A 12,114-nucleotide genomic window follows, 5' to 3' on the forward strand; every position below is an offset into this window, starting at 1 on the left:
CTCCTTTTCTGCTGTCCGCTGCGTGGATTGCGATGCGGTCTGGAGCCCAGGTGGATCACCGTGGGGTCAGGAATAAAGGTACCGCAGGATTCCGTGAATTGCCAGCAATTTACCAGGAAAGAGTAAAACTTCCCGAAAAATAAGTTTTAGAGGCCCCAGCGGACAATAGCGGGTGTCTTCTTATCCCATCCCAGGGTGCAGACCTTGGCCGTCCCCAGGACAAAGTGCCGCCCCTCCGTGGGAGGCAATTCCAGCCAGCGGGCGGTCAATATCCGGGAGAAATGCCCATGTGCCACGATCAGCACGTTATCCATCCCGGATTCCAGGATCCGGCCAATGATCTTGTCCGCCCTCGCGGCCACCTCGTCCAGGGTCTCGCCGTTGGGCACGCCGTGCGTCCAGATCAGGTAATCGGGGTTGTCCTTGCGGATCAGGTCGGAGCTGATGCCTTCGTAGTCGCCGTAGTTCCATTCCACGGCGAGCGGCTCGTGCCGGGCATCGGGGAATCCAGCCAGCTCGGCGGTTCGCCGTGCGCGCCGCAACGGGGAGGTGAGCACCAGGTCGAAATCGACGCCGTCCAGCACCTTGCGGGCCTCCACGGCCTGCTGCTCACCTTCCACGGTCAGCGGGAGGTCGGTGAGGCCGGTGTACTGTCCGCTCTTGGACCATTCGGTCTCGCCGTGGCGGAGGATCCAGAGCTGGGGGCGCGGGGCTAGGGCGGGACTGGTCACTTGGACTCCTCAACGGGTGAAGGTTCGACGACGGCGGGAGAGGCTTCGGCCCCGGGGCCGGCAGGTGCTGATTCAGGCTGTTCGGCCCACCAGCGGAGCAGGCGCGTCTCCGCCTCCTCGGTAGGCAGCGGACCGTGTTCCATGCGTTCATTCAGGAGGAACTTGTAGGCCCGGCCCACCACGGGGCCCGGCTTGAGGTCTAGCAGGGCCATGATCCGGGCACCGTCCAGGTCCGGGCGCACCGCGTCCAGGGACTCCTGCTCACGCAGGGCGGCGATCCGTGACTCGAGGTCGTCGTAGGCGAAGGCCAGGCGTTCGGCCTTCCGCTGGTTCCTGGTGGTGACGTCGGAGCGGGTAAGCCGGTGCAGCCGCTCCAGCAGTGGCCCGGCGTCCGTGACGTAGCGGCGGACGGCGGAGTCGCTCCAGCCGGCGTCGCCGTACCCATAGAAGCGCATATGGAGCTCCACCAGCCGAGCTACGGCCTTGGTGGTGTCATTATCGAACCGCAACGCCTTCATGCGCTTGCTGGTGAACTTGGCCCCCACCATGTCGTGGTGCCGGAAGCTCACCGCGCCGCCCGGTTCAAAACGGCGCGTAGCCGGCTTCCCGACGTCGTGCATCAAGGCTGCAAAGCGCAGCACGAAGTCCGGCCCGGGCACGGGCCCATCCGCGTCCGTTTCAAGCTCGGCTGCCTGTTCCAGGACCTGCAGGGAGTGCTGGTACACGTCCTTGTGCCGGTGGTGCTCGTCGGACTCGAGGCGGAGGGCGGACACCTCGGGCAGCACATGCTCGGCCAGCCCCGTGTCCACCAGGAGGTCGATACCTCTCCGCGGCCGGGCCCCGCAGACCAGCTTGACCAGTTCGTCCCGCACACGCTCCGCGGAAATGATCTTGATCCGGTCGGCCATGCCCGTCATGGCATCCCGGACGTCATCGTGGACCGAGACCCCCAATTGGGCGGCGAAGCGTGCGGCGCGCATCATCCGCAAGGGGTCGTCGGAGAAGGACGCTTCCGGCGCCCCCGGCGTGGCCAGCACGGAGGCGTGCAGGTCACGGACACCGCCGAAGGGGTCCACCAGCTCCATGGAGGGCAGCTTCAGCGCCATGGCGTTAATGGTGAAGTCCCGCCGCAGCAGGTCATCCGTCAGGGAGGAACCGAACGCCACCACCGGCTTACGGGAATCAGGATCGTAGGCCTCGGCCCGGTAGGTGGTGATCTCGATCTGGAAACCGGCCTTGCGCATGCCGATGGTGCCGAAAGCCCGGCCTATCTCCCAGAAGTTGTCCGCCCATTTCTTGACCAGGGCCACGGTCTGGTCCGGGGTGGCATCAGTGGTGAAGTCGAGGTCGGGGGAGGTCCGGCCAAGGAACAGGTCGCGCACGGGACCGCCCACCAGGGACAATTCGTGGCCGGCGTCCACGAAGCGCTGTCCGAGCTCCAGGACCACCGGGGGCACCTTGAAGTCGACAGTGTGGGAATCAATCTTGTGATGTGCGTGCGCCATAGTTCCTTAAGCTTGGCAGAAACCAGCGCCTTGGCAGTCCAAAAAAGCGTCACGATCCGCGCTGATTCGTGTTCCCCTCCGGAAAGTGCGTCATATCCCGTCCATGTTGGTGTCATGTTCCGGTCATCACGGGAGGGCAACAGTCGTTAGAGTGGACTCCATGGCCCATCCAGTACCGAGCGCTCCAGGCAGGAGGACAAACGCACCATTGCCGTCGGCAATCGGTGCGCACGTTGCCCCTGCCCAGCAGTCGGCACCGGCATCGCTGCCCACGGTTGAGGAAGTGTCAGCCGGCGGCGTTGTGGTGGACACGTCCGACGCCGAATTGAGGGTGGCGATTATCGCCCGCCTTAACAGGGGTGGACGCCTCGAGTGGTGCCTGCCCAAGGGCCATCCGGAGGGCAAGGAAAACAACGAAGAGGCCGCCGTCCGGGAAATCGCCGAGGAAACCGGCATCGAGGGCATCATACTGGCACCGCTGGGCAGCATCGACTACTGGTTCACCGTCAGCGGCCACCGGGTCCACAAGACCGTGCACCATTACCTGCTGCGTGCCACGGGCGGCGAGCTGACGATCGAAAACGATCCCGACCAGGAAGCCGTGGATGTGGCCTGGGTGCCGATCCAGGAGCTGGCCCGGAAGCTGTCCTTCCCCAACGAACGCCGCATCGCCGACCTCGCCCGCGAGGTCCTGCCCGGACACCTTTAAGCCCGGACGCCGCCGTCGCCATTGCGGTGTTAAGTGCGCGCGGGTGAGACGATGAAGTCGATGTCAGCTACCAACTTTCCTTCCGACCGGTCCGGCCGGCCCGATGACGCCGCGCCCGACGGCGTGCCCCCTGAGCCGGCGGCACCGGACCTTGCGGAGCCTGCAGCGGCAGGCGTCAGCGAGACCCGGTCCAGCGCCATCATGGCCGCCGGGACGCTCGTGTCACGTTTCCTGGGCTTCGCCAAGACCTGGATGCTCGGCACCGCCCTGGGCCTGGGTTCAACGGTCAATGACACGTTCATCAATGCCAACAACCTGCCCAACCTGATCTTCCTCCTGGTGGCCGGCGGCGTGTTCAATGCCGTGCTGGTCCCGCAGATCATCAAGGCCAGCAAGGCTCCGGACAGGGGAGCGGACTACATCAGCCGGCTGCTGACGCTGGCTGTCCTGCTCCTCTTCGGCCTGACAGCGCTGGTTACGCTGGCGGCGCCGGGGGTCATCGAACTGACCACGCAGGGGTATTCGCCACAGCAGAAGGCCCTCGCTGTCACCTTTGCGTTCTGGTGCCTGCCGCAGATCTTCTTCTACGGCCTCTACGCCCTGCTCACCCAGGTCCTGAACGCCAACGGCGCGTTCGGCCCAGCCATGTGGGCGCCCATCCTGAACAACGTGGTGGCCATCGCCGGCTTGGGGATGTTCATCTGGATCTTCGGCACCAACGACGTCAATACCCACACCCTGGACAACTGGGGTTCCACCCAGACGCTGTTGGTGGCCGGGTTCTCCACCATTGGCGTGCTGTCGCAGACGGCCATCCTGCTGGTGCCGGTCTTCCGGTTGAAGCTCGGACTCCGCCCCAGGTTCGGCTGGCGCGGCGTGGGACTTGGCCACGCCGCAAAGCTGAGCGTGTGGACGCTGCTTACCGCCGCCGTCGGGCAGCTGGCCTTCCTGTATGTCATGCGCATCGCCACCATTCCCGGCGCGGAACGCATCCGGCTGCAGGAAGCGGGGGACCCGGCCGCGTCCACCCTGCCCGGCAACGCCGTCCTTGAGGTGGCCAGCCAGCTGTACCTGCTGCCGCACTCGATCATCGCGCTGTCCCTGGCCACTGTGCTGTTCAACCGCATGACCCGCGCCTCCCAGGAGGGCAACCGGGCCGAACTGCGGGATGCGCTCTCGCATGGGCTGCGGACCATGGCCGTGGCCACCGTCTTTGGTGCCCTGGCGCTGTTTGCGCTGGCAGGTCCGCTGGGCATGTTCTTCTCAGGCGGCAAGGTGCAGGACGGCGTCATGCTGGCCCAGACGCTGACCATCCTCGCCCTCAGCACCCCGTTCATGAGCGCCAACTTCATGATGTCCCGCGTCTTCTACGCCAACGAGGACGCCCGCACCCCGTTCTACGTGCAGCTGCTCCTGGCAGTGGTTTATGTGGCCGGTGCGTTCGCCATCCAGTTCCTGCCGGTGGGCCAGATCATCTATGCCATCGCCATCCTCTACATGGTGGGCAACATCCTCTCCGTGGTCATCAGCGCATTCTTCCTGCGCCGCATGCTGGGGCACCTCGATGGGGCGCGGATCGCCAACTCTTACATCCGCATGGGGTACGCGGCCCTGGGCTCGGCCATTGCCGGCGCAGGTGCCCTGTGGCTCATGGGCAGCTACAACCCGGACGGCTTCGCGTGGAGCGGCCGCCTCCAGGCACTCGTGACGCTCGCCGTCGTCGGACCGGTCATGCTGGCCGTGTACTTCCTGCTCCTCCGGGTGTTCCGTGTCTCTGAACTCAGCGACATGCTGCGGCCCCTGCTGGGACGGATCGGCCGGGGCGGCCCAGCCGCTGCTCCGGAAGCCGGGGACGCGCCGTCGCCCTCTCCTTCCGAGGGATCCTCCACTGACCGCGGGAACCACCCAGAGCGTGCCACCACCTCCGTGGACACCGGCCTCATTCCCCGGATTTCCGGCGAGTTCGACGCCGTCTCCTTCCGTGCGGGCCCGGACCCCCAGCGTGGGGCCCGCCGCCCGGAATCGTACGACGCCGGCGCGCCGCAGGGTGCCGAAGGCGCCTACCTGCCGGGTGAGGACCAACCCAGCACGGCCCGTGGAGGACTGCTCAGCGAACAGATTCCCCTTCCCGGCCGGCGGACCTACCAAGGGAAGGCCGGCGAGAACCCGTTTTTCAGCAGCCGGCGCAAGCGTAAAAAGTAAATCCCGTGCGCTGCGGCGCCCGTCTTCTCCGCAGCCGCCGGGAGCGGATCGGCTAGGATCGAACAGGTACAGGGGTAGTTGCATTCAGGGCAGGCCGTGCGACGCGGGCACCTGAAGGGCGGTTGCGTCACCGAGGCCGGCAATCCCGGACAGTCTAGGAGGAACACGTGTCCAACCCGATCGATGTCGGATCAGTACTGGGCGGCCGCTACAAGGTCACCGCCACAGTGTTGGCCTCGCACGACCACGATCTGGTGCTGGATGGTGTGGACCAGGTCCTCAACCGCCCGGTCAGCATCCTGGTTGCCGGACCTGAAAACACCGAGCAGGTTGCGCAGAGCGCCCGCGAAGTGGCCACCGGCGAACGTCCCGGAACGGTGCAGGTCCTGGACCTTGGCGTGACCGAGGACGCCACCTACCTCATTACCAACCACACGTCGGCCGCCGACCTCCTGGACCTGGTGGTGGCCCCCAATCCGCCCTACGTGGAGCCGTTCTTCACGGACACCCTGGGCAGCGAAATCTTCGGACAGGCGCGGTCGCACGAGCCCGAACCGTACGACGAGGAAGACCACGTCGAGGCGGGCTACATCAGCTACGCCGACTCTCACCCCAACCAGGTTGATCCCTACCGCTCTGCCCCGGACCGGCTTGCTCCTGCCCGGTCGGCTCCTGCCGTCCCGCCCAGGCCTCCGGTCCGGCCCGCCGCCCAGCAGCCGGCTTCCACCGGCCGCACTGGCGCCGGTGCGGGAGCTGCCGCGGCAGCTGCTGGTGCCGCTGTATCAGGTGCCGCGGCTGCTGGTGCCGCGGCCCCCGCGTCGAAGACGGGGACTGGCTCCTCTCGGACTGATCCCAATGCCACCGCCGCGCAGCCTGTTGCGCACAATGCTGCAACCTCGTCGGAGCGTTCAGCCTCCGCCGAGGCGGATACGGGCCCGAACGATACCGCTGCTGTGGCCCACACTGCGGCAGGTGCCCAGCCTTCCGCCGGGGACCGCAAGCCCAAGGTGTCCCTCTGGTCCAATGACGACTACGCCCAGGCGGGGGACCAGGACCCCTACGAGGACACAGACGATGCTCCGGAGGAATCCCGCCCGGTCAGGAGCAAGTCGGCGCTCTTCGCCCGCGCTGCAGCGCCCGCTGCCGCCGGTGTGTCGTTCGCTGACCGGGACGACTACAACGATGACCGTGATGAGTCTGAAAACCAGCCCCGGTCGATGCGCTGGCTCGTTGGGGGCCTGCTGGCTGTAGTGCTCATCGCAGGCCTGATCTTCGCCGTGACCAACCTGGGAAGCCTCTTCACGTCGGAGCCGCAGGCCAAGCCGACGGCTGCTCCTGTTACCAGTGGCGCCCCGCAGAACTCTGCACCGGCAACGCAGGCAGCCCCGTCCGCGCCGCCGGTGGTCCCGCCGGCCATCGAAAGTGTCACCCGCCAGGGGAACTTCGATTTCGCCGCGACCTTCGACGGAGACCTGGTCAAGGCATATGACGGCAACGCCGCCAGCTACTGGTCGGACATGGAGTTCGCCACTGAGAACTGGGGTGGCCTGGCTCCCCAGGGCGTCCCGCTGGTTGTGAAGTTGAAGGGCACTGCCACCATCTCTTCCATCACGCTCTCCCAGCTCGGGGGATCGGGCGGCAACATCACCGTTTACACCAACGACAAGCCTTCCATGGACGGCGCCAAGGCAGTCGGGACGAACAGCTTCACGTCCACTGACCTGAACATGCCCCTCCCGGAACCCGTCCAGGCGCAGTACGTCATCGTATCGATCAATGCACTGCCCAAACTTGCGGCGCCCAAGACCCGGTACGGCTATGGTCTCCGGCTCGCAGAAATCAAGGTCCAGTAGCGCTTAGTCGCAATAGTGCACCCCTGCTGCTGGAATCCATTCCCCAGCAGCAGGGAATGTAGTCTACAAAGAGCGCCCTGCGACGGCTGGACCTCTGTCTCCTGCGATGGCCCACGGTGTCCGGGCGCTGGAATATTCAGCACCCGGACACAGTTGTGCCATGTGGCCGGCCTCCACCGGGAGGCGAGTCGAACAAGGAAGAGGTTCACGGTCCAGTGACCATCGAAGAGAAGACGGCGTCGGACGTTCGCGACGTCATTATTGTGGGCTCAGGTCCGGCGGGCTACACGGCCGCCGTCTACACAGCCAGGGCAAACCTCAAGCCTTTGCTGCTGGCTGGTTCGGTAACCGCCGGCGGCGAACTGATGAACACCACGGACGTGGAGAATTATCCTGGGTTCCCGGAAGGCATCATGGGCCCGGACCTGATGGAAAACTTCGAGAAGCAGGCGGCACGATTCGGGACGGAGATCCAGTTCGAGGATGTAACGGCCCTTGAGCTCGACGGCCCCGTCAAGACGGTCACCATCGCTACGGGGGAGACCTTCAAGGCAAAGGCTGTCATTCTCTCCACCGGCTCCGCGTACCGGGAATTGGGCCTGCCCAATGAGAAGCGGCTCTCGGGCCACGGTGTGAGCTGGTGCGCAACCTGTGACGGTTTCTTCTTCAAGGATCAGGACATCGCTGTCATCGGCGGCGGCGACTCCGCCATGGAAGAGGCGCTGTTCCTCACCAAGTTCGCGAAATCAGTAACGGTTGTCCACCGCCGTGACTCGCTGAAGGCATCGAAAATCATGGCCGACCGCGCACTCGCCCACGAAAAGATCAACTTCGTCTGGAACAGCACCGTCGATGACGTCCTGGGAACCGAGAAGGTGACCGGTCTTCGGCTGAAGAACCTCCTGGACGGCTCCCTGTCCGATCTTCCCGTCACCGGTGTATTTGTCGCCATCGGCAATGACCCCCGCACTGACCTCGTCAAGGGCGTTCTGGATCTGACCCCGGAGGGAACCATTGCCGTGGACGGGAGGAGCTCCCGCACCAGTCTCCCGGGTGTCTTCGCTGCCGGTGACGTTGTGGATCCCACCTACCGCCAGGCGATTACCGCCTCGGGTTCGGGATGTGTTGCGGCCATCGATGTTGAGCACTACCTGGCAGACCTGCCCGCATAATCTGCGCCACTGTTATTCGAAGAGAAAGATAAGGTTATGAGCAACGCAAAAGATGTGACTGACGCAAGTTTCGGCACCGATGTCCTGTCCGCCGATAAGCCGGTAATTGTTGATTTCTGGGCCGAATGGTGCGGTCCCTGCCGCAAGCTCGGACCAATTCTGGATGAAATTTCAGTGGAATACGGCGAAAAGGTTAACGTCGTCAAGGTCAACGTCGACGACAACCCCGCCATTGCTGCCCAGTACGGAATCACTTCCATTCCGGCCGTCTACCTATTCCAGGGCGGCGAAGTGAAGAACACCGTTATCGGTGCCAAGCCGAAGCAGTTCTTCGAGAAGGAATTCTCTGACGTTCTGTCCTAGTATCGGGGGACCCTGCGGGTTTAGCCGGGGTCTAACGGAAAGTGGCCATCGCCTTCGGGTGGTGGCCACTTTTTTGCCTGTGCTCCGGAGATCTGGAGCTCTGGAGTCATGGTGGTAGACATGAGACGTGTGTGCAGGTGTGCGGATGGTCCGAAGCCTGCGCCTGGGTGCCCGTTGCCGGTACGTTTCACGTGAAACACGGCCAATCGACGCGGAACTCGTTTCCACACACGTGCCGATTCACTACCACTGAGGCATTAAGGCTTATGCCGAGCTGTGATGTACGTAGGCCGCCCGGTCAGCATATGGCGCCTGCTGACCGTTTTTGGATGAGCGCATCTGCTTGCATCGGTAGCGGAATGCGCATGTAGATCGACGTTATGGAAAATGCATCAAGTGCGTCTGCGAAGCGATATGCCAGGACGTCGGGGGATGACCCCAGCTTGGAGCACCCACCACCGTCGAAGGCCGATGGTAAGTCTTAGCTATGAACCCTTGATGACGCTTGGAGCACTGTTTCACGTGAAACATGCAGCGCTCAGCGCCCCAATCTAGCCCGCTAGGTGTCGGGGCGCACTCATCACTTTGCCCCTCGGAGTATGTCACCATTCGGCGGAAGCAGCCTACGGGAAGGCTGCACCTCGGGCCGCGGCTCGGCCGGAACAAAGCTGGCCCATCTTCGACAGGTATCCGCCTGGTCGTCCGGATGCAAATATCCATTGTCCAGCGTGCTTCCTGCGCCATTGCAGAAAGCAGGTACCCGCATCGGAGACGCATATATCAGAGTCGAAGGTATAGGGACCTGGATGCTGGCCTTCTGCGTCGGCCACAGGACGAGCGCCGAGCAGGGAACCCGCAGCCGCCTACATCCATGTTGGATGTGGCTGGACAGCACGTGCACAGGCGGGCGAACCTGGTAGCTTGGCCGCGCGTGTTTTGGGGTTGCGTACAAAAGATGCTGCAGCACACCATCGCGACGATAGGTCACCATAGTTTGAGGATCACCGTGCGTATAGCGGGTACCAAAAGCGTCTACCGGGTACAAGACGCTTAGCCGCACGGATCCGTAGAGGTTGGCGCGGCGCGGGTCATGAATGCGGGCGACTCAGTAACGCGCGCGCCAGCCAGGGCCACGCTTGGGGGTATGGCGTGGCCACCATTGAAGCGTGGTGAACGATCTGAAAGCCCACGTGCCCTTCGGTGGACGCCCGATGTCCACTCACAGATTCAGAAGCAACTCAATCACGCGTTTAGGAACTCCGACGGAGTCTTGCCTGCCATCCAGCTACTCCTGAGCTGTTTCACGTGAAACAATCCCTGGCGACGGCCGGCATGTTTCACGTGAAACGGCGGCCCAGAATACTGAGCGCGCAGCTATGTGGCGGGTCGAATATGGACTCTGCGGCTGCTTCGTCATTCTACTCGAGAGAGAGGGGGACCGCGCCGACATTCGGGAGAGGGCAGCGATTGGTATCGCAGCCGACAGGCGGAACAGTTGACGTTCCGGATAACAGGGAACCGCCGCTATCCAGCTGGCAGCTAGCCTGTATCCGGTGGCCCGGGTACGGTGGTCGGTGTGGAAGGATGGAGCGCCCGCAGCCTCTGGAGGCTAGGGCCCACGAAGCACGTGTCATATTCAAATAGGACCGCCATCACAGCGGGTTCTGGGCTCCGGAACGTCGGCTCCTCGCGCTTGAGTGTCCGCCACTGGACTCTGCTGTCCCATGCAAGGTTGTAGGGGGGGCTGGGTGAGGACCTGCCGCCTGTACTGAAAATGCATCCAGGCAGACAAATACGCTGCCGCTCGAAGCACTCAGCTCAGACCGTTACGCCTCTCAGGGCCACGCTAAGGCCAAGCGGACTTACGGACTGCCCGCGAAAGACAGGGCTGAATACTGCAGCTGTCCGCTGACTCCGTCACTGGCACCATACCCATAAGCGGCAAGGGACTGTGATTTTATCCACACTGTTATCCACAACATAGCGCCTCAGTAATCCACACACTTATCCACAGGCCCGCGGCGCTTTCGAGTCTGCGTCCACTGGAGCTAGTGTGGGGCCCGTGGCCGGCAAGACCCATACTGAGGTCTTGTCGTGTGAGCCCATCGACGTGACACGCTATCCGTGGGGCCCTTGGCCCCGCATCCAGGGTACCTCCGTAACCAATTTGAGTAGTCTATACATCGTCGACCCGCACGTATGGTCAGCCCCAGCGGTTTCACGTGAAACATCCGCGAGCACATGCGGCGTCACTGGTTCCACGGCCCTAGTCGTGCGGTCGTGACCAACCCTCTGCGGCACTCCCAGGGGTTAGTCCCGGCGCAATGCTGGCGCGTGATATCCCCAACGTTATCCACAGGGATATCCACCGGGCATTTGCCCTTCTCGTTAGGGCAGGAGCAGATTCTGCTGCCCTGGCCCGGGCGGCCAGAAATGGGAGTGCTGCCTGGAAGACTCCCGCCCGCTGGTGACTCCAGTCGAAGACAGGTCCCTCCCAGGCGACGGGCAGGAACTCATACGCAGACCGGGGGGACTGCACGTCTGCAGGGGCCGCCCGCCTACCCGCGCGCGTGGCTGGACTGCTGCAGGCTCACCACCGACAACCAGCTATACCGCATCCCTGGGACTGCAGGACGCCTCATGGGGAGGATCACCGCGTGACAGGAAATGGAACCGTCCGACTGGACCGGTAAAACGCGTAGCGGCTCTCCCCGGATGTCAGGTACGGAGCCTCAGCAGTACACAGCCGGTCACTCAGGGAGTTCGACATTCCCCTCGGTAGCGGGCTACGTTCCTGAGCGCAGTGCCGAAGTGCCAATGGCACCGGCGATGCGCACCAGTTGGTGGGATTATTGTCGCAGACTGCAGAACAACACCATGGAGAGGGCGGGAAAAAGGAGACCGCGCGCAAAGTGTGGGGCTTCCTACCTATCGGCGGTCAGCATACCGGGAAGTGCCACATTACCGGGACAGAGAAAGCTCCAAGGTGAGTCGATCCTTCAGCGCCTCAGCGCGGCTACGCAGCAACGCAGCAACGCAGCAACGCAGCAACGCAGATAAACCGACGTCGCCGCGGCTAGGAGCCCAGACAGTCACCGGGCCACGGAGTGTAGAGGCATGGCTATTGTCGCTCCCGGCCGATACTAGGTGCCTCTGGCCTGAGACTAACTGACTAGAGGCTCCATTACTCGGAGGACTGCAGGCGTGCTGACGCCCCTTGACGCCTGATGGGCTTTTGTAGACGGGGGAGTCCGCCTGCACTGCCCCCTCTCTGCCCTGGTTACTGCTAGCTAGTTGTCTCTCCTAGCGGAGCGCCTGCACCGCTTGTTTCACGTGAAACGCTTGCAAGCCCTAGAATCGGGGTCTAGGCGGTAATGATGCACAGGCATCACGACCCGGTTGGGATGCATCTGATTGTCTACTTCAGACGTGGACATCTGAGGTGGGTCCTCGTCGGTGCATGGCAGATAAGGTTTGCCGAGCCTCTTGAGGCCACCCCACGCCCGGCCGCCAGTATCGGGCGGCATCCGCCCACGGCTGACAGCAATGCGGTGCAAGGTTTCACGTGAAACGTCCACG

At 63.6% G+C, this 12,114-nt stretch carries 7 protein-coding genes; 5 read left to right on the forward strand and 2 right to left on the reverse strand.

The window, feature by feature from the left end:
* Positions 1-146: 146 nt before the first annotated feature.
* Together PUN51_RS16100 and PUN51_RS16105 are read right to left on the reverse strand one after the other, a co-directional pair.
* The gene (locus PUN51_RS16100) at positions 147-731 is read right to left on the reverse strand and encodes a histidine phosphatase family protein (RefSeq protein WP_159629414.1); all 585 of its coding nucleotides are present in this window, start codon (positions 729-731) and stop codon (positions 147-149) included.
* Complete coding sequence (locus tag PUN51_RS16105) at positions 728-2,236, reverse strand: CCA tRNA nucleotidyltransferase (RefSeq protein WP_275181727.1); 1,509 nt, start codon at positions 2,234-2,236, stop codon at positions 728-730. The genes PUN51_RS16100 and PUN51_RS16105 overlap by 4 nt, the downstream gene beginning before the upstream one ends.
* A 208-nt stretch (positions 2,237-2,444) precedes the next feature.
* Here PUN51_RS16105 and PUN51_RS16110 point away from each other — a divergent pair, with 208 nt between their 5' ends.
* The 5 genes from PUN51_RS16110 (at position 2,445) to trxA (ending at position 8,535) form a co-directional block, all read left to right on the forward strand.
* Complete coding sequence (locus tag PUN51_RS16110; RefSeq protein ID WP_159629410.1) at positions 2,445-2,945, forward strand: NUDIX hydrolase; 501 nt, start codon at positions 2,445-2,447, stop codon at positions 2,943-2,945.
* Between the two features lie 60 nt (positions 2,946-3,005).
* A complete protein-coding gene (gene murJ / locus PUN51_RS16115; RefSeq protein WP_275181730.1) occupies positions 3,006-5,147 on the forward strand; it encodes a murein biosynthesis integral membrane protein MurJ in 2,142 nt (713 codons plus the stop codon).
* Positions 5,148-5,314: 167 nt separating this feature from the next.
* The gene (locus PUN51_RS16120) at positions 5,315-7,000 is read left to right on the forward strand and encodes a discoidin domain-containing protein (protein ID WP_275181732.1); all 1,686 of its coding nucleotides are present in this window, start codon (positions 5,315-5,317) and stop codon (positions 6,998-7,000) included.
* A gap of 215 nt (positions 7,001-7,215) precedes the next feature.
* The gene (gene trxB / locus PUN51_RS16125; RefSeq protein ID WP_275181734.1) at positions 7,216-8,172 is read left to right on the forward strand and encodes a thioredoxin-disulfide reductase; all 957 of its coding nucleotides are present in this window, start codon (positions 7,216-7,218) and stop codon (positions 8,170-8,172) included.
* A 36-nt stretch (positions 8,173-8,208) separates the two neighbouring features.
* Entirely contained in the window at positions 8,209-8,535 is a 327-nt protein-coding gene (gene trxA / locus PUN51_RS16130) for a thioredoxin (protein WP_224023934.1), read from the forward strand.
* The last annotated feature ends 3,579 nt before the right edge of the window (positions 8,536-12,114 follow it).

It is taken from the genome of Arthrobacter sp. NQ4 (genome assembly GCF_029077345.1).
Lineage (GTDB): Bacteria > Actinomycetota > Actinomycetes > Actinomycetales > Micrococcaceae > Arthrobacter.

What these genes read in the sequence shown, in the direction of transcription:
- murJ (WP_275181730.1), top strand. Translation starts at nt 3,006, where the DNA reads ATGTCAGCTACCAACTTTCCTTCCGACCGGTCCGGCCGGCCCGATGAC.
- PUN51_RS16105 (WP_275181727.1), bottom strand. Translation starts at nt 2,236, where the DNA reads ATGGCGCACGCACATCACAAGATTGATTCCCACACTGTCGACTTCAAG.
- trxA (WP_224023934.1), top strand. Translation starts at nt 8,209, where the DNA reads ATGAGCAACGCAAAAGATGTGACTGACGCAAGTTTCGGCACCGATGTC.